This is a genomic window from candidate division WOR-3 bacterium, assembly GCA_039801365.1.
Taxonomy (GTDB): Bacteria; Hydrothermota; Tepidihabitantia; order Tepidihabitantales; family Tepidihabitantaceae; genus JBDRUN01.
Genome location: JBDRUN010000049.1, coordinates 1 through 17994, shown reverse-complemented (window position 1 = coordinate 17994; position 17994 = coordinate 1). Strand labels below are relative to the sequence as shown.

Below are 17994 nucleotides of genomic sequence, written 5' to 3'. Positions count from 1 at the left end.
CAAGGAACGAGCCTTTGTCGTACTTCTTGGCGTTCCCACCATACGGCACCTCTGGCAGGGTGTCCCATCTTCCAGCTACTGGGTTATACCGGTAGAACTCGGTCTTGTAGCCCTTGAGTAGATACACACAGCCAGTGTCCTTGTATGACGCAAACACCATGTCCGTCCCACCTTTGACCCGCTTGCCATACGGCCCTTCAGGCACGCCAGGCATGGAGTCCCAGGTGTTGGCAACTGCATCGTAGCGCCAGAATCCAAGGGTGTTATTGCCCTTGGTCATGTACACGTACTGCACACCATCAGATACACCGACACAGCCTTTGGACGGCGGTTTTAGCTTGGTGCCTTCGTTACCCGGTATCGGCTTTTTCTCATACCAGGTCCCGGAGTCACCAGCCAAGGGGTCGTACATGTAGAAGTCGGTCGCCTTGTTGCCCTTGGCAACGTAGATGACCGGGTTGGCATCAGTGCCAGCCGCATGAAGGGCCATCCACGCACCGTCCTTTGGTGCCTTGTCAGTCGGCGTGTTGGGCATGGACTTCACTTCCTGCCAGCCAGGAACCCACCCAGGTGGCAGCTCCTCTTTCTTGCCCACGCCGTACCAGAAGCCCCAGTAGCCCTTATACCCGGTTGCGGTGCCTTCGCCCTGCACTGCCTGGCCAGCTGAACCGTTGGCCATCATGCCCGTGCCGGTGCCAGGCTCGCCACCAGAGTTGACCGAGCTCCAGGGTATCAGGTACGTCTGGCCAAAGGCTACCGCGCAGCACACCAGAAGCACGGCGAGGACCGCAACTGCCGACGCTCGTCGTCCGACGTACGTCGTTTGTACTCTCATCATGTCCTCCTCCTTTCGGAGTCTCGTGCTTCCATGGCTATCTGGGATTTGGGGCCACCGGGCTGTTCTCTACTACCTTCGTCATGTCGGCCAGACGAACGTCCTCGTATCCGCGGCGTTTGGCCACGACGCGCCAATCGAATGTAGCATTGGAGCTGTGCGCGGCGTCGATGTCGAAACCGGTCCTTCCCTTCGTGACCCTGACAAGCACGTGTTCGCCCGAGGTCTGGGTCACGTATACCTTGAGCGGGTTGGCGTTGTCCACCGCAATCGTCTGGAGGAACACCGGGTCTAGTTCGACATGGGCGTGACCGTCTGTCAGCCTGACCTCGCCGAAGTCTTCGAACCACACCTCCGGGCTTTCCATCGAATACAGTGCGCGCCATCCATAGCCAGCTGTCGGAACGAGCGCGCTCTTGGTGCCGGAGACATAGGAGGAGCCGCTTCCGTACAGCGCGTATGACGAGTAGGCGCAGTTTAGGTAGTAGCCTGCGGAATTAACGAACCGGCCGCCTGCGTACGAACTGCTGCCGTATCCGTACACGCCGTAGTATGATGTGCTGTAGCCGTACACGCCGGCAGGAAGGCCGGAGTTGTAGGAGCCGAGCTCACCACGGACCCCATACGAGCCGTTGTATGCGTAAACCGTCGGGTAGGAACCTGTGTTGTAGAAATAGCCAGCGTAGGTGGAGCTGTATCCGTACACGCCGCAGCTGTAGGGATAGTAACCCAGCGCGCCGATGTAGGAGCCGCCGTAACTGCCATACACACCCGCTCCGTAGTAATTGTTATAGCCGTACACGCCGTAGCCATACGAGCCGGTGTTGTAGCCGTACACGCCGTAGCTATACGAGCCGGTGTTGTAGCCGTACACGCCGTAGCTATACGAGCTGCCGCTGTAACCGTACACGCCGCAGCTATACGAGGTGCCGCCGTAGCCCAACACTCCGATGTCCGGATAACTCGAGCTGGCACTGGACGAGTAGGCATACCCGTACACGCCTACGCTGCCAGAGTAGGATCCGCTTCCAAAGCCATACACGCCGCAGCCGCCGTAGCCGTAGCCGCTATAGCTGTTGTATCCGTACCCGTACACGCCGTAGGGCCGCGAAGTGGAGGTATACGTGTGATACCCAGCGACGCCGTAGTAGGTACCTGAGCCAGCTGAAATTCCATACACACCGTGGTAGGACCCGCCGTAGCCGTACACGCCGGCAGGAGAGGCGATGTAAGAGGCGAGCGCACCAATCAGGCTGTAGGTCGAGTTGTAGCCGTACACGGCATAGGCGTAGCTGCCCGCGCCATAGCCGTACACGCCGTAGGAGTAGTTTGCCCCGGCGTATCCGCAGATGCCGGCATAGCCGGAGCCGGACGTGGTGTAGCCGTACACGGAATAGTAGGAGTTCGGAGAAACTCCGACCGATACCGTCGAGCCGTTGTCGTACATCGCGCCGTCGCCGATGGTGTTGGAGGCGGTCCAGCGGGCATTTCTGCCCGGGTTTCCCGAGCCGCCGACGCCGCCGGATACCGTCGCCCAGGTGAAAGCCGAACCGTTCCACTGCAGGTAGGTGCTTGCTGTGGTCGGCGCGGCAATCTGGCCGATGGCTCCAGCTCCGCTGGCATACAGGATGCCGTTGGTGGTATAGGTTCCAAGTCCGGTGCCGCCGCGTGCAACCGCCAGCACGCCGGAAGTAATATCCGACGCATTGTGTGCGTGCGTTAGCGGCGCGTACCGTGCGTCGCCCCAGGTCTGGTTGAACGATACTGTGACATCACCCGAGGTGCCGCCACCGGTAATACCGGTCCCGGCAATGACCGCCGTGATGTCGCCGTCGCCGATCGTCGGCTTGTTGGTCACGTTGTCCCAGTGCACTGCACCGCCGCCACCTGAGGTCGAAAGCTCAGTCTCGGTGTAGTACCGGTCGTCGTGGTTGTGGCCGACCAGCGAGTACCCTGATGCCGGCACGCCGCCGAGCTTGTTTGCATCCTCGGCCTTGTCCGACTTGTAGGTGTAGGGCACGCTTACAAGCTGGACCCGCGGGCTGATTACTGTTGTCCCGACCGTGATTTCAAGCCAGCAGTCCGGGCCGTCCGGCAGGTTGGTGATTGCCGTCTGGCTGCCCAGCTTCACGTTGAACAAGCCGTCGGTCACTACAACGTTTGACTGGGTCTCAGTCCAGTAGCTCGCCCCGCCGGTCGCCGCATCGAATATCTCGAACGTCATCGAGTACGTGCCCGACAGCGGGTTGCCAGAGCCGTCTGTGAGCTTGCCCTGGTAGTTGATTAGTTGGGGGATGCTTATCGCATCCGTGCCCTCTTTGGGCACTGTGTTGCCCGCAGCGAACACCACACCTGTAATCAGGCACAGCACCGCTGCGAACACGAGCGTCTTTTCGGACATCTTACCTCCTTTTTGTGCGTTTATGTCCTTGGGCTCGCAAGAACGCGTCTCTCAGACTTCCTGCTTAATTCGGAAGTAACCCGGTTGAGCCGAAGTCGTAACGACAGGCGGGCTGCCTCAACTACGGGCCGGCTGATTGCAGACCCGCGCCTTGCGTTCCGACTGACTTCGGTAACCACAGATAATGTAAGCCCCCAGACCTGCTTGTCAAGTTTTTTTTTGGGGGGCTAGATAGAGTTGCTGAAGGACGCCGACAGGGGGAGGGCTGAAGCTAGAAGCCGCCAGAGCGCAGGACGGTGGAGGAACCGTCGAAGACGCCATGTACGCAAATGGGCAGGGGACGGGATGGGGCAGGGCAAACCAACAAGCCGGAGGCCGGATTCGCGGCTCTTGGCGCGTCGTGTCGTTGCTAGTCCGGGTTCAGGACTTCCCTTTTGTCGGGCGCAGGCCAAGGGTATGAAGCTTGGCCGCATTCCGGCGTTTGATGGCGTTGCGGGCATCAAGGATGAGCCGGCTGTGTCGGAAAATGAAGTCGTAGTCAAAGCAGGAGTGGTCGGTGAGGATGAGCACACAGTCTGCTGCCCGGACTCGGGCCGGAGTCAATGACACCGAGCGCATTCGGCACCCGTTGAGGCTGATCTCCGGCACATGAGGGTCGGAGTATTCTATCTTCCTTACTTTGTCCTTGAGAATCTCCATTACCTTAATCGCCGGTGAGTGTCGGGTGTCTTCGACATCGCGCTTGAACGCGGCGCCGAGTATCAGAAGCCGGGCTTTCGAGGCCGGGATGCCGTTCGTGCCGAGTACTTCAAGCAGGCGGTCCGCAACGTTGAAGGGCATGCTCTCGTTGGTCTGGGCCGCAAGCTCGATGAAGTTTGAGTGGAAGTCGTATTCGCGGGCCTTCCAGGCAAGGTAGTACGGGTCAATCAGGATGCAGTGGCCACCGATTCCTGGGCCAGGGTAGAAAGGCATGTATCCGAACGGCTTGGTTGAGGCAGCTTGGATGACTTCCCAGATGTCAATCCCACCCATCCGTTCGCACATTAGCGCAAGTTCATTGACGAGTGCGATGTTGACGCTGCGGAAGATGTTCTCAAGCAGTTTGGACATCTCGGCCACCGAAGGAGAGGAGACCGGGAATACTTTGTCCACGAACTGGCGGAAGAATAGCGCGGTCAAGTTGGTGCAGGTGGTGGAAAGTCCGCCGACTACGACCGGTGTGTTGCGGGTGGTGAACTGTTTGTTGCCCGGGTCAATCCGCTCCGGCGCAAACGCGAGGTAGAAGTCCTTGCCGGCCCTGAGCCCGGTTGCTTCGAGTATTGGCTGGAGCACCCGGGTTGTAGTTTCAGGATAGGTCGTGCTACGCAGGATGACGAGCTGTCCCCGGTGCAGGGTTTTCGCAATCTCACGACCCGATTCAGCGATGAAGCTCACGTCCGGGTCTTTCGATGGGGTGAACGGCGTGGGCACGCAGATATTGACGATATCGCAGTCGCAAAGAACCCGGTATCTGGTTGTGACCGAAAACCGTCCAGTGCCCGTTGCTTCGCGGATGTCGGTTGACGGTACGTCTTCGATGTAGCTCTGGCCCTGGCGAATTGCATCCACCTTGTTACGGTCTAGGTCAATGCCGATGCACTCGAATCCGGCCCGGGTAATCTCGATGGACAGTGGCAGGCCGACATAGCCGATGCCGATGACCGCAACCCGGGCCTTTCTTTCGGTGATTCGCCGCTTCAAGGCCGCGGCTGGCGACGCCGGGTTCCGGTTCCTGGATTTCCGGTCGGCACCGGTTTTCAGGAATCTGCGCTTGCTTTGGTTCATTAGCGGTTCTCCTTTCTTCACCATATGGTCCGGTCGAGGGTACGATACTGGACTGCTTCTGTTAGATGGGGAGTATCAATTATATCAGAATCTGCCAGGTCGGCAATGGTGCGCGCAACTTTGAGGCACCGGTGATAGGCCCGGGCTGATAGTCCGAGCCGCTCGATTGCCAGACGCAGGAACGCTTCGCTGTCCGGACTGACCTGGCAGAACTGCCGGATGTGCCGCGGACCCATCTGGGAGTTGGCGTAGATGGGCCGGGGCTTACGGGTCTCAGCGAAGCGTGCCCGCTGGCGTTTTCTTGCCTGTGCGACCCGGGCCGCAATCGTCGCTGAGCTGTCGCCCGAAGTTCTCGATGACATCTCGCGGTACTTGAGCGCCGGGACCTCGACGTGCAGGTCAATGCGGTCAAGAAGCGGGCCGGAAATCCTGGACCGATACCGCCGAATCTTAGTCGTAGTGCAGGTGCAGGTGTGGTGCGGGTCGCCATAGAATCCGCACGGGCAAGGGTTCATTGCGCACACGAGCATGAATCGGGCCGGAAATGTCAGGGTTGACTTGGCCCGACCAATGGTTACTGAGCCGTCCTCAAGGGGCTGGCGCAGGGCCTCGAGCACGTCGCGTTTGAACTCGGGGAGCTCGTCCAGGAACAGGACGCCGTTGTGGGCAAGAGATACCTCGCCTGGCCGAGGAAATGTGCCGCCGCCGATGATGCCGGGTTCGGACACGTTGTGATGGGGCGAGCGGAATGGACGGGTTGCAACGAGCGGCTGGTCTGAAGAGAGCGTGCCGGCGACCGAGTGAATCTTTGTTGCCTCAAGCGCTTCCTCGATTTCAAGCGGTGGCAGGATGGTGGCGAGACGCCGGGCAAGCATAGTTTTGCCTGACCCGGGCGGGCCGATCATGAGGACGTTGTGTCCGCCAGCCGCAGCAATCTCAAGGGCCCGCTTGGCATGCTCATGACCCTGGACTTCGTTCATGTCAATCGGTTGCACCGCAGCCTGGGAAAAGAGGGATGCAATGTCAACCTTGGTAGGTTCGACTCTGGTTTCACCTTTGAGGAATGCGACAGTCTGGGTTAGGGACGATAGGCCGAAGACCGGTATGCCTTCGACCATTGCCGCCTCAGTAGCGTTCGCACGCGGTAGAATAAGACCTTTCAGACCCTGCTGTCTCGCAGCCAGGGCCATCGAGACCGCACCTTTGATCGGTCGGAGCGAGCCGTCAAGAGAAAGTTCGCCGAGGAATGCATAGTCGCGGCAGAGAGAAGGCGCGATGCCGTGAAACGCAGCCAGAATGCCGATTGCGACCGGCAGGTCAAATGATGCACCTTCTTTGCGGATGTCGGCCGGCGCAAGGTTGACGGTGATACGGCGGTTCGGGAATGCAAAGCCCGAGTTCTTGACCGCGGCCTGGACTCGGTGTTGAGATTCTTTGACCGCAGCATCAGGCAGGCCGACGATGGTGAAGGTCGGAAGGCCCTGGGCAATGTCAGTCTCAACCGACACGATGAAGGCATCAACACCGTAAACCGAGGTCGAAAGTACGGTCGAGAGCACTAGAACGCTCCCGGGATGTGTTTGATGGTCGGCTGACCGGACACAAACATGATGCTCAGCACGTCGAAGCGTACGTCAGCGGACTCGAGCCGGTGAGACCCAAGGTACTCTTGAGCGAGTCGGTAAAGCTTGCGCTGCTTTGAATAGTTCACCGCTTCGGTACCTTCGCCGTAAAGGCTTGAAGTCCTGGTCTTCACTTCGACAAATACAATAGTCCCTTTCTCACGGCAGACAAGGTCGATTTCGCCCAACTTAGTCCGGTAGTTGCGTTCCAGTACTCTCCAGCCTCTTGATTTCAGATACTGCTCGGCAATCTGTTCGCCTGCAGCGCCGAGACGGCTTCGATTCATTGTCCGGCAAGGTGGCGACGTACTGGTTCGAATGTACGGCGGTGGACCGGCGATGGCCCAAGCGCCCTGAGCTGGTACAGGTGCTCTTCAGTCGGGTAACCTTTGTGCTGGGCAAGGCCATAACCGGGATAGACGTGGTCAAGACGTTGCATCAGCCGGTCGCGGAAGACCTTGGCGAGAATCGAGGCACAGGCGATAACGAAGCTGCGGCGGTCGCCGTGGACTACGCCCCGGCAGGGCAGGGCAAGGCCTGGAATCGGCCATCCATCAGCCAGCACGAGCGCAGGTTGTACCGAAAGTCTCTGCACTGCCCGGCGCATCGCCAGGAAACTGGCCTGCCGGATGTTTACGCGGTCAATGGTATCGTGGCTGGCAAGGCCGATGGCCCATGTGAGACACTGCCTAGTTATCGCCCGGCTCAGTTGCTCGCGGCGGGCCGGAGACAGACGCTTGGAGTCGTCCACACCCGGGATACTTGTTCTCGGCGGCATGACGACCGCGGCCGCGACGACCGGCCCGGCCAACGCACCTCTTCCGACTTCATCAACTCCGCACAGGGGAGAGCTACTTCTCTCCAGCCGGCGGTCCAGATTTACCCTCACCCCGGGTCTCTTTCAGCAAGGCGCCCCGTCCCTTTCTGCCCCGCAGATAGTATAGTTTTGCCCGGCGTACCCGGGAGTGGTGCTTGACCTCAACGCGTAAAATTGCCGGTGAGGTAACCGGGAAAATCCGCTCCACGCCGATGCCACGCGACAGCTTCCGAACCGTGAATGTCCGGTTTGTGCCCCTACCGCGGATGCTGATGACCGTGCCTTCAAAGGCCTGGATGCGTTCCTTGTCACCCTCAACAATGCGGAGGTGAACTGAGACGACGTCGCCGGGCTTGATTGCGGGTAGCTCGACCGGCTTTGGCGCCTCGTGTCCCTTTTCAGTTTCCTGTTTCTTCTTGGCCATGGCTGGCCTCCTTTTTCAGTTCTGCAGTAAGGAATTCCCGCTCAGCCTCGGTCAGTGCTTCTCTCTGGAGCAGGTCGGGCCGGCGTCGCGCAGTCTCCAGTAGGGCCGTGTTGCGGCGCCACCGCCTGATTGCAGCATGGTCGCCCGAGATCAATACTTCGGGCACGGCCATGCCGCGAAACTCCCGCGGTCGGGTGTAATAGGGCGCGTCCAAAAGGCCGCATGAGAAGGAGTCGGTGTTCACCGAGTCTTCGTCACTGACCGCGCCCGGCAGGAGACGAGCAACACTTTCGACAATCGCACAGGCCGCGGCCTCACCACCGGCCAGAATGTAGTCGCCGAGCGACACTTCGTCATCGCACAGACCGATGCGTACCCGTTCATCCACACCTTTGTACCGGCCGCAGATGAGGATGAGATGGTCAAGCCGGCTGTATTCCCGAGCCAAAGCCTGGCTGTAGAGCCGGCCTCGAGGCGAAAGAAGAATGACCCGAGACTCGGGCCGACGGATGCTTTCGACTGCACGAAACAGTGGCTCTGGCATGAGAATCATGCCCGGACCACCGCCAAACGGATAGTCGTCAACTGTCCGGTGCAGGTCGTTGGTGAAGTCGCGGGGGTTGGTGATGGCAATGGCGAGCAGCCCTTTTTCCCGCGCAACTCGGGTCGGGCCGCAGCCGAACGGGCCGGAGAAGTACTCGGGAAACAGCGATACAATATGAATCTGCACAGTGTCCGAACAGCGGTCGGCGGCCCGGTCTTCGGGGCCGGACCGGTGACGCTATTCCAGTATCTCCAGTTGAGCCCGCTTGCCGACCTTCATGGCCGCAGCGGTAATTATGGACCTTATCGCCTTTGCGGTCCTACCTTCTTTGCCGATTACTTTACCGATGTCACCCTGACCGACGCGGAGTTCGTAAATCAGCGTCTTCTCGCCGGCGATTTCCTTTACCTCTACCTGGTCCGGATGGTCAACTAGTGCCTTCGCAATGTACTCGATGAGCTCTTTCATCATATCCTCCTTATGTATGGTCGGACTGTGCGGTTGTCGGTTCCGTGTCCGGATTGCTGCCGACTGGCTCAGCCGGTCCGGCAGTCGTGGCTTCTGTCTCGGTTGTGTCTTCCAAGACCGGGTGTTCTTTCATGTAGCGCTTGATGAGTCTGCGCGCGGTGTCGGTTGCCTGAGCGCCTCTTGAAAGCCAGTAGTTCACCCGCTCCAAGTCCAGTTTGAGCAGTTTGCTGCGGGGGTTGTATTGGCCGAGCAGTTCCAGATATTCGCCGTCCCGGGAACGCCGCGAGTCGGTCGCGACCAGCCGGAACGACGGCTGATGACGCATGCCGATCTTCTTCAGACGAATCTTGACCAAGTAAGGCTCCTTTTCGCTGTCTTTCCCAAACGATACCCAACCGGACGGAGTTGTCAATAGCCGCCGGGGCTGACACAGTACGGCCACGATGTCGTTGTTTGACCGGTTGCTGGACTGCGCTTCAAGTTCTGGGTTCGTTTTTTCATCTGTGCCTGGGCCGCTGTTCAGACCATGGACATCCGGGCAGCAGCCGAAATGAGACACCAGACCCCAGCCCGGAGCAATCCGTGCTCGGCATTGAAATGCGGCCAGGTACCATGACAGCAGACTGCGTATCCAGCTAGGATTCGCGGTGTGTGTTCAGTCGCGATACTGGGAAAGGGAAAAAGGACGGTTCCACTGCGTACTCGGGGTGGCTCGGCAGCCAGAAGGGAATCAGATTCTGCTGTCGACCATGAACCGCGCCCGGAACTGAAGGCTAGTGCGGCATATCAGAATGCGAGCCGGGTTCAGAGCTAACCCGGTAGTCGAGCGCGTCTCGCAGCAGTATTTCCTGTTTCCATCGTGATGGCCAGCTCTGCCTGCCGGCCGGGTCCATCTCATGCGGTTATCTTGGCAAACAGTTCTCCGCCTTTGGCAGTGCCTAGGAAGGTGACTTGGAAAATGGGCAGTGAAGCAGCTCCCCCAGCCGACCGGAGAACGGGCCGGTTACATACGGTGCCAATGATATAACTATTATAACTCCAGGTGGTTACAGACCATGGTATCTGTCCGGATGCGGTTTGTACGTGACGAGTCATTTGAGGTGAAGAACGGTCAGTTTGCTCGCACGGCGGTAGGAGGCTGAGACCATGAGAATGCAGTTCGGCCAGTTGGAACAGGGATGACGTAAGGCCAGAGCAGGGCAATCAGGGCGTCCTACGGGCGGTCTAGTGCGATGGTGATTCTCACCTTTCCCGGGTCTTCAGGCGTTTGCTTGACCCAGGTGTCCCAAGACCCTAGAATTGAGCAAGTGACTTGCAAAGGAGGAATCGTGTCTGGAAAGAACGTGTTTGTGGTCGTGATTGCGGGTCTGGCGCTCGGTTGCGGCTTGTCCTGGGCGGCGCTGATTCAGCCGGAGCTTGTGAGCATACTGGATAGTGCCGGTCCGGATGAGAAGATACCGGTTGAGTTCTTCATGAAGGAACAGGCGAATGCCCTGGACCTTGACCCTGGTCTTGTTGACATGCCGAAGCCGCTGCGTCGGGCAAGGGTTGCGGCGGTGCTACAGGAGTTTTCAGCTCGGACCCAGCGTGGGATTCTTGAGGCATTGTCGGCCAAGTCGGCATCGGGCCGGGTTGAGGATGTGCGGTCTTTGTGGTTGTGCAATTTGGTGAGCTGCTGGGCGACGAAGGAAGTGATCTACGAGCTGGCGGCGCGGCCGGACGTGGAGCTGGTGCTGTATGCGAAGGTGCCGGTGGAGTTGGCTGAGATGAAGAGTCTCAATGTGCCGGCGGCGGTGGCGGATGCGATTGAGCCGAACATGGTGGTAACGAACGTGCGTGGTGCGTGGGCTCAGGGGTATCATGGTGAGGGAGTGGTGATTGGGGTGGTGGACACGGGAGTGCGCTACACGCACGATGACCTGAAGGGGCATCTTTGGACATCGAGTGTGTATCCGAACTGTGGGTTCAACTTTGCTTCGAACCAGTATTCATCTGGTCATCCTGGTCCTTCGCCGTATGATACTTTGACGCCGTTGGACTATTATGGTCATGGTACGCACTGTGCGGGGATAGCGACGGCGGACGGGACGTATGGGAACGGGACGCGGGACACGATGGGGATAGCGCCGGCGGCGAAGGTCATGTCGGTGCCGGTGGACGTGTACTTGCACACGCCGTATCCGGACACGAGCATGGAGAACAACACGATGGCGGGTTTTCAGTTTTGTGTGAGTCCGCCGCGAGACCCGACGAACGGTGCGGATGTGATAACGACGTCGTTGGGGCTGATATCGAACTGGTTGCCGCGGCGAGCGGTATGGCGGGCGTGCGAGGTGAACATATTGGCGGCTGGGATTGCGCACTGTGTTGCGGCTGGGAACGAGTCGAGTCAGCGGACGATAAGGACGCCTGGTGACTGTCCGCCGCCGTGGCCGAATCCGGCGAATCATCCGACGGACAAGGCGTTGTCGGCGGTGATAACGGTGGGTGCGACGGACAACTCGGACAATGCGGCGAGCTTCACATCCAAGGGGCCTTCGGACTGGGGCAGTGTTCCGCCGTACAACGACTATGCGTATCCGCCTGGGCTGACTGACCCGGACGTGTGCATGCCTGGGGTGGACATACTTTCGACGTACTATTCGGGAGATCAGTCGTACACGCGGATGTCGGGGACTTCGATGGCGACGCCTGGTGCGGCTGGGGTGGTGTGTCTGATGTTGTCGAAGAATCCGACGCTTTCTCCGCGGGAGATAGACTCGATCTTGGAGCTGCACTCGGTGAAAGACCTTGGCACGCCGGGGAAGGACAACACGTTTGGAGCGGGTCGGTTGAACTGCTCGCTGGCAGTGGCGCACACGCCGTTTCCTGGACCGCGGCACGATGTTGGGATGGGGCAGGTGTTGGCGCCGGGGACGAAGATCGATCCGCTGGTGCCATTGGCGCCGGTTGTGACGGTGGTGAACCGTGGGACGTATCCTGAGGCGAACGTGGTGGTGCACTGCTGGGTAGATTCAGCCGGGACCAGGGTGTACAACCAGACGCGGACGATAACGTTATTGGACAGTGCGGGCACGGACACGGTGACGTTTCCGAACTGGAACGTGGGGCCTGGTAGTCAGACCTATGAAGTGACGTTCTGGCACTATCATGTGCCGGATACGAACCGGGGCAATGACACGATTCGGAAGACGACAACGACCCGGGGCCATGACGTCCAGACCGCGGGAATGAACGTCGGAAACCGGGTCCGAGCAAATCAGCCGTTTGCACCGTCCGTGACGCTCAAGAACATCGGTGACTACACTGAGACCGGTTTTGTGGCATACTGCCGGGTTGATTCTTCAGGTCAGCCAGTGTACTCGCAGTCGGCCGCAGTGGATAGCGTACCATTGGGCGGAACCAAGACCGTAACGTTTCCGAACTGGAACGTTGGCCCGGATTCGGTGTTCTATACCGTGCGAATGTGGCACAACTGCGGACCAGACCAGAACCGGTTGAACGATACGCTGTCGAAGACAACGATGTCATCAGCCTCGGTCATGCGGGTTGCAATTGAGCTGCCTTCGGGTTCAGTAGGGCGCAATCCACCCAATGCCTGCTATGCACTTGATTCACTCTGTGGAGTCTGGGGATGGGAGGATTCCATCGTCGCCGGCACAGACATTGATGAGCAGTCCGAACTTGCCGAGTACACTGTCGTTGTCAGCGGTGCCTCGGGTTCATACGGCGACTACGACCATGCGGTCTATGATGATGCGCTGCTTCAGTGGCTGCGCGGAGGCGGCGGGTTTGTCGGAACTGGCTGGTTGGTGTATGCGGTTTACCGGGGTGCGGGTGCAGGTTCACCGATGGATTCGGCAATGGCTGTGCGGTGCACGGGCGACTACGGGTTTCTGACCTCAGGCCAGGTGCGGATTCTGGATACACTGCACCCAATAACCCAGGGCGTGGCTGATTTCTCAGTGTACGGGCACGGCGAGTATGCGAACACCGGTCTGTGGCCTGATGCGTTCTCACTTGGCGACTACACGAGCGCGGCCGGCAAGTGGTCAATTGCCTACAAGACAGTTGGCGCGGGTCGGTCGGTGTATCTTGGGCCAATCTACATGGCCAATTTCGGCGGGTACGAGAACGAACCGTACTTCACGAATCCTAACTCGGTGCGGCTGCTGAAGCAGGCAATCGAGTGGGCAGCATGGGGCGGTACGGTCGGCACAAGCGAACCCGGCCCGGTCCAGGCCCAGGCAAGGCTTCTTAATGTTTGTCCAAACCCGGCCACAGCAAGGGTGACAATCAGCTACAGCCTGCCCGGCACGACTCCTGTCCGTTTGACATTGTATGACCTTGCAGGTAGAGAAGTAAGAACGCTTGTCAATTCCAAAGAACCGGCCGGTTTGTGGCATGCGACCTGGGACAGGACTAGTGACGCTGGTGTTCGGGTCCCAGCCGGAGTATATTTTGTTCGGTTTGAGGCTGGTGGCACGGTGCAGGATCAGAAGCTCGTGGTTCAGCGCTAGCGGAAAGACGGAAGAGCTACCTGGGGCTGAGACCAGCCTTGGGCTGCGCCAGTTGACATCGCTCAGCATCTGTGATGGATGGACGAGCTACAAGAAGTGCTTGCCCTTGGGTCCTGGGTCGGTATAATGCCAGCCCTGCGCAATGCAGGCCGGCAAGAAACGAAGGAATGGTCTGGCGACAGTGGCATGGTCTAGGACTTGATTCCTAGGCGGGCTGCCGGTGTAGAAAAAAAGAGCTGCAGGTAATTGTCAGAACAGGAGGATATGATGTCCGAATCGGTCAGCGCCTTCATGGAAGGCATCAAGAAGCGGAACCCTGGAGAGCCGGAGTTCCATCAGGCAGTGGAGGAGGTAGTTACCTCCTTGTTGCCCTACCTAGACAAGAATCCAAAGTACCGCAAGGCGAAGATTCTTGAGCGCATCTGCGAGCCGGAGCGAGTGATAATGTTCCGGGTGCCGTGGGTGGACGATAAGGGTGAAATTCAGGTCAATCGCGGATTCAGAGTCGAGATGAACTCGGCGATCGGGCCTTACAAGGGCGGTCTGCGTTTCCATCCTACTGTGTACCTGGGATTGCTAAAGTTCCTGGCGTTCGAACAGGTGTTCAAGAACTCGCTTACCACCTTGCCGATGGGCGGTGGTAAGGGCGGGTCGGACTTCGACCCCAAGGGCAAGTCTGACAACGAGGTGATGCACTTCTGCCAGAGTTTCATGAACGAGCTGTTCCGACACATCGGGCCTGATACCGACGTACCGGCAGGAGACATCGGCGTGGGAGCGCGCGAGATCGGGTTCCTGTTCGGTCAGTACAAGCGTCTTGCAAACGAGTTCACTGGCGTGTTCACCGGCAAGGGGCGGAACTGGGGCGGTTCACTCATCCGGCCTGAAGCGACCGGTTACGGTGCGGTATACTTTGCCCAGGAGATGCTTGCGACCCGCGGGGAAACCATCGAGGGCAAGGTATGTCTTGTGTCCGGTTCGGGCAACGTAGCCCAGTACACCGTCGAGAAAGTGAATCAGCTCGGGGGCAAGGTGGTGACACTTTCTGATTCCACCGGTTACGTGTACGACGAGGCCGGCATTACTCCGGAGAAGCTCGCATTCGTGATGGAGCTCAAGAATGTGAGGCGCGGTCGGATAAAGGAGTATGCGGACAAGTACAAGGGTGTGGTCTATACGCCGGTTGACCCGAAGCTCGATTACAACCCGCTCTGGAATCATAAGGCTCAGTGCGCGTTCCCGTCCGCCACCCAGAACGAAATCAACGGCAAGGATGCGGCGAATCTGCTCCGGAACGGTGTGTACGTGATCTCTGAGGGTGCGAACATGCCTTCGACGCCCGAAGCCATCGAGCAGTACTTGGACCGAAAGATACTGTACGGGCCGGCCAAGGCAGCCAATGCTGGTGGCGTGGCTACCTCTGGTCTTGAGATGTCGCAAAACAGCCTCCGTCTTTCGTGGACCAGGGAGGAGGTGGACCAGCGGTTGCAGGGCATTATGAAGGCCATCCATGCGACCTGCGTTCATTTTGGCCGCGAGAATGATCGGTACGTGAACTACGTCAACGGTGCGAACATCGGCGGCTTTGTGAAGGTGGCCGATGCGATGCTCGACCAGGGCGTGGTCTAGGGAACAGCAAGCAGCATCCAGCAGCGTAGAGCATACCGGGCAGGAACCTTCGGGTTCCTGCCCGTTTACCACGAACGGTGATTCAGTCCCCAGGGACAGACGGAGCGAGTGCATCCGGCCTTGACTGGTGCTGTGTTGCGGCTAGTCTTTGTAAGCTTCATGAGGAGGCTTACGTTGAAGAGTCTCAGGTTCCTCGTTCTTTCCGGCATCGCTGCGGCCGGGTTGTTGGTGTTTGTCCAATCCTGTGGAACGCTTGCCGGACCGCCGGCCAGTGTCCAGCTCGGGCCGGATACGAGCGGTACTGGAGTGATGGTTGTCTGGACTCCACCGGCTGAGAATACTCCGGATAAGTACCGGGTCTATTTCGCCCCACTGACTGAAACCACCTTCCAACTGATCGCCGAGACGACTGCAACGTCAATTATCCACGACCCGCACGATACTACCGGTACATACGTCGTGGCTGCGGTGTTCGGTGACCGGGAGTACCGGTCTGAAAAGAAGTTGACAACGATACCGGTCTTCGGCGATACGGTAGCAGTTGCAGAGCTCGATGCCTCAGGTAATTCCGGGTACGGCTGGAACCGCGTTGGTGGCGCCGGCCGGACATGCTCGATGCTGTCGCTCAGCAGTACTAGCGTGGCCGACTTTTACATTACCGACCACAAGCCTGGTTCCGGCAGCCTGCCGTATGCGATTGCCAGCCCGAACAAGGGGCCAAGCGATCCGGCCGGACCGCTGGTTCCGCCAAGTGACGACTGGCGGATAAACTGGTTCACTGACCCGTTGTCAAGCGAGCACCGAGCGCTGCCGCCAGTGACCGAGACAAACTACTTCGACTATACCGAACTGACCGGGCCAGTACCGGTAGTCATCGGCTGTGCGACCGAGGACAACTATTTCGGCCTTGTTAAGATAACAAAGGTTGACGCCGGGGTCGGCGAGGTACGACTTGTTTCGTGGTTCCAGCTTGTACCCGGGCTGAGGCTGATGATGCACAGGGCCGATTGATGATAGTGAGAATGACGGACAGGATTTCATGGAGGAATGTATGAATAGAGTGATGGCAGCGTGCGCTTTCGCCGCCTTGGTGGCGGTGACGTTGGTTTCGGTGCAGTGCGACCTCGTTTCAGGCGGGCCGCCGACTGAGGTGCAGATAGTTGCAGATTCAGACACGACGGTTGTCTTGGTTTGGGCACCGCCGGCCGAGGGTACGCCGTCGGCCTATCTTGTATCTTTCAAGGAGGTTGGCAAGCAGGCGTACGCGCCGCTGGGTCAGACCGAAGATACGATGTTTTTCCACAACCCACACGGTGTGACCGGCCACTACAAGGTCATGGCTCAGTTCGGCGGCGAAACATACGAGGCCCTGACCAAGCCGAGCACAGTTCCGATACTCACTGATACTCTGTTTCTCGGTGAGTTGAACGCTGCGACTAGTGCCGGGTATGGCTGGCGCCGCGAGACCGGGGCCGGTGCGGTGTTCGCAATGGACGACAGGCTCAACGAGAAGGAGGTTGATTTCTACGTCACGGATTTCAACCTCGGCTTCTCCGGGCCCAAGTACTGGATTGCAAGTCCGGACCTTGGTCCGACCGACCCGGGTGGCGGCGTGCCGGTCGCTGGCTGGCGGGTCTCAGGCTTCACGCCCGCGCTGGTGTATGAGGACGCACCCCTGCCGGCTTACGCGCCGAATTACTACCTTGAGAAACAGCGGATTGATACCGTGCCGATGGCGGTCGCGTGCCGCACCGAGGACGGTTACTTCGCGCTGGTGAAGTTCACCCGCCAGGAGACCGGGCTGGGCCGAGTGCAAGTGAAGTCCTGGTTCCAGCTAGTCAAAGGACTGCGACTGATAAAACACTAGTCCACCAGTGGCCAAGTCCCAGGCACAAGTAACCGGACTCGGAGAGCCAGGGGCTTCGACCCCGAAGCCCGGTTCTGAGACGGTTTCGTCCGGACCTGCCGCGGTTGGCCCCGGCGTGGTTGAGTGTTTTGCCGAGTTGGAGCGCCGAATCGAGGCGGCAATCGGGCTTGTCACTCGTTTGCGCGAAGAGAACCGCGAGCTTGCCCGACGTCTGGCCGAGGCCGAGCAGTCAAGGAAACAGGCAGCCGAGCGAATTGACTCGGTGCTTGACAAGCTGGAAGCAATGACCTAGATTATTCTCAAAGGGAGCCTTTGTGCAGACCTTTGTTGTGAAGATACTTGGAAACGAATATAGTGTCAGGGCCGACCGTGACGGCGACCATGTTTTGCAAGTTGCCCAGATTGTGGACCGAAAAATGCGAGAGATTGATCGGCAGTATCAGCAGGGCTCCACGGTCAGGACTGCGGTCCTGGCCTGCATGAACCTTGTTGACGAGTACGAGGCCGGAAGCCGGGCGAGTGCCGAATGGGTTTGCCGCCGGGTTGGTTCGCTCATTGAAAAGCTGGAGAAAGTTCTTTAGGCTCCCTGCTGTGTTCGTGATCTGTGGTCAAGTCTTGATCCAACACCCAAGATTCGGGTGCCACGATAGAATGGTGAACGGCGACTCCTCATAGCGAGTCCGCCCGAAGCCATTCTGAGGCGCCCAGTCTGTCTTATAGGGTTCTAAGACTTTCCGCGACACGACATCGCGGGGTTTTCTTTTTGGAGGAATAATGACTGGCATCGGCTTGATTCTGGCAATCGGTGTTCCGATTGTCGTTGGTACTTTTGCAGCCGTGTTCGGCTACTGGGTGAGCAAGACCGCTAGCCGTAAGCGGCTGGAGCAGAGTGAGCAGGAGGCAGCCAGAGTTCTTGCCGCGGCGCAGGAGCAGGCGGCGGCGCTGCGGCGCGAGGCTGAGGCTGCAAACCGGCAGGAGTGGGAAAGAGAGCGTCTCAAGTTCGAGTCCGAGACCGCGGCGACAAGGCGCGAGCTGGCACGAAT

16 protein-coding genes and 1 pseudogene are annotated in these 17994 nt (G+C 59.0%); 7 read left to right on the top strand and 10 right to left on the bottom strand.

What is annotated here, in order from left to right; all coding sequences use genetic code 11:
* From ABIL25_07195 to rpsP, 10 genes and pseudogenes are all read right to left on the bottom strand, one after another.
* Positions 1–838: hypothetical protein (locus tag ABIL25_07195; GenBank protein MEO0082059.1), on the bottom strand; the 838-nt coding region annotated here is incomplete at its 3' end.
* A gap of 34 nt (positions 839–872) precedes the next feature.
* Positions 873–3236, bottom strand: coding sequence for a hypothetical protein (locus tag ABIL25_07190; GenBank protein ID MEO0082058.1), 2364 nt, complete (start codon positions 3234–3236; stop codon positions 873–875).
* A gap of 420 nt (positions 3237–3656) precedes the next feature.
* Positions 3657–5060, bottom strand: coding sequence for a nucleotide sugar dehydrogenase (locus ABIL25_07185; GenBank protein MEO0082057.1), 1404 nt, complete (start codon positions 5058–5060; stop codon positions 3657–3659).
* A gap of 17 nt (positions 5061–5077) precedes the next feature.
* Positions 5078–6619, bottom strand: coding sequence for a YifB family Mg chelatase-like AAA ATPase (locus ABIL25_07180; protein ID MEO0082056.1), 1542 nt, complete (start codon positions 6617–6619; stop codon positions 5078–5080).
* A complete protein-coding gene (locus ABIL25_07175) occupies positions 6619–6969 on the bottom strand; it encodes a YraN family protein (protein MEO0082055.1) in 351 nt (116 codons plus the stop codon). Before ABIL25_07175 ends, ABIL25_07180 begins: the two co-directional genes overlap by 1 nt.
* Positions 6966–7571 carry a ribonuclease HII gene (locus tag ABIL25_07170; GenBank protein MEO0082054.1) on the bottom strand — a complete coding sequence of 202 codons (606 nt, stop codon included), beginning with the start codon at positions 7569–7571 and terminating at the stop codon, positions 6966–6968. The genes ABIL25_07175 and ABIL25_07170 overlap by 4 nt, the downstream gene beginning before the upstream one ends.
* The gene (gene rplS, locus ABIL25_07165) at positions 7534–7923 is read right to left on the bottom strand and encodes a 50S ribosomal protein L19 (protein ID MEO0082053.1); all 390 of its coding nucleotides are present in this window, start codon (positions 7921–7923) and stop codon (positions 7534–7536) included. The genes ABIL25_07170 and rplS overlap by 38 nt, the downstream gene beginning before the upstream one ends.
* Positions 7898–8653 (bottom strand): tRNA (guanosine(37)-N1)-methyltransferase TrmD, encoded by a 756-nt coding sequence (gene trmD / locus ABIL25_07160; protein MEO0082052.1) that lies wholly within the window; start codon positions 8651–8653, stop codon positions 7898–7900. The genes rplS and trmD overlap by 26 nt, the downstream gene beginning before the upstream one ends.
* A gap of 51 nt (positions 8654–8704) precedes the next feature.
* The gene (locus ABIL25_07155) at positions 8705–8938 is read right to left on the bottom strand and encodes a KH domain-containing protein (GenBank protein MEO0082051.1); all 234 of its coding nucleotides are present in this window, start codon (positions 8936–8938) and stop codon (positions 8705–8707) included.
* 136 nt (positions 8939–9074) lie between these two features.
* Positions 9075–9290: pseudogene (rpsP, locus tag ABIL25_07150) on the bottom strand (30S ribosomal protein S16).
* Between the two features lie 973 nt (positions 9291–10263).
* Here rpsP and ABIL25_07145 point away from each other — a divergent pair.
* The 7 genes from ABIL25_07145 to ABIL25_07115 form a co-directional block, all read left to right on the top strand.
* Positions 10264–13455, top strand: coding sequence for a S8 family serine peptidase (locus ABIL25_07145; GenBank protein ID MEO0082050.1), 3192 nt, complete (start codon positions 10264–10266; stop codon positions 13453–13455).
* A gap of 267 nt (positions 13456–13722) precedes the next feature.
* Positions 13723–15084 carry an NADP-specific glutamate dehydrogenase gene (gdhA, locus tag ABIL25_07140; protein MEO0082049.1) on the top strand — a complete coding sequence of 454 codons (1362 nt, stop codon included), beginning with the start codon at positions 13723–13725 and terminating at the stop codon, positions 15082–15084.
* Between the two features lie 174 nt (positions 15085–15258).
* Positions 15259–16095 carry a hypothetical protein gene (locus tag ABIL25_07135; GenBank protein MEO0082048.1) on the top strand — a complete coding sequence of 279 codons (837 nt, stop codon included), beginning with the start codon at positions 15259–15261 and terminating at the stop codon, positions 16093–16095.
* A 40-nt stretch (positions 16096–16135) separates the two neighbouring features.
* Positions 16136–16951, top strand: coding sequence for a fibronectin type III domain-containing protein (locus tag ABIL25_07130; protein MEO0082047.1), 816 nt, complete (start codon positions 16136–16138; stop codon positions 16949–16951).
* 7 nt (positions 16952–16958) lie between these two features.
* Positions 16959–17243: a cell division protein ZapB gene (locus tag ABIL25_07125; GenBank protein ID MEO0082046.1), complete on the top strand. Its 285-nt coding sequence runs from the start codon at positions 16959–16961 to the stop codon at positions 17241–17243.
* Between the two features lie 22 nt (positions 17244–17265).
* On the top strand, positions 17266–17532 hold the full coding sequence (locus ABIL25_07120) for a cell division protein ZapA (protein MEO0082045.1): 267 nt from the start codon (positions 17266–17268) through the stop codon (positions 17530–17532).
* A 193-nt stretch (positions 17533–17725) separates the two neighbouring features.
* Positions 17726–17994, top strand: a 269-nt coding sequence (locus tag ABIL25_07115; GenBank protein MEO0082044.1) for an Rnase Y domain-containing protein, incomplete at its 3' end; no start/stop codon positions are given.

What these genes read in the sequence shown, in the direction of transcription:
- ABIL25_07190 (MEO0082058.1), bottom strand. Translation starts at nt 3,236, where the DNA reads ATGTCCGAAAAGACGCTCGTGTTCGCAGCGGTGCTGTGCCTGATTACA.
- ABIL25_07185 (MEO0082057.1), bottom strand. Translation starts at nt 5,060, where the DNA reads ATGAACCAAAGCAAGCGCAGATTCCTGAAAACCGGTGCCGACCGGAAA.
- ABIL25_07175 (MEO0082055.1), bottom strand. Translation starts at nt 6,969, where the DNA reads ATGAATCGAAGCCGTCTCGGCGCTGCAGGCGAACAGATTGCCGAGCAG.
- rplS (MEO0082053.1), bottom strand. Translation starts at nt 7,923, where the DNA reads ATGGCCAAGAAGAAACAGGAAACTGAAAAGGGACACGAGGCGCCAAAG.
- ABIL25_07155 (MEO0082051.1), bottom strand. Translation starts at nt 8,938, where the DNA reads ATGATGAAAGAGCTCATCGAGTACATTGCGAAGGCACTAGTTGACCAT.
- gdhA (MEO0082049.1), top strand. Translation starts at nt 13,723, where the DNA reads ATGTCCGAATCGGTCAGCGCCTTCATGGAAGGCATCAAGAAGCGGAAC.
- ABIL25_07130 (MEO0082047.1), top strand. Translation starts at nt 16,136, where the DNA reads ATGAATAGAGTGATGGCAGCGTGCGCTTTCGCCGCCTTGGTGGCGGTG.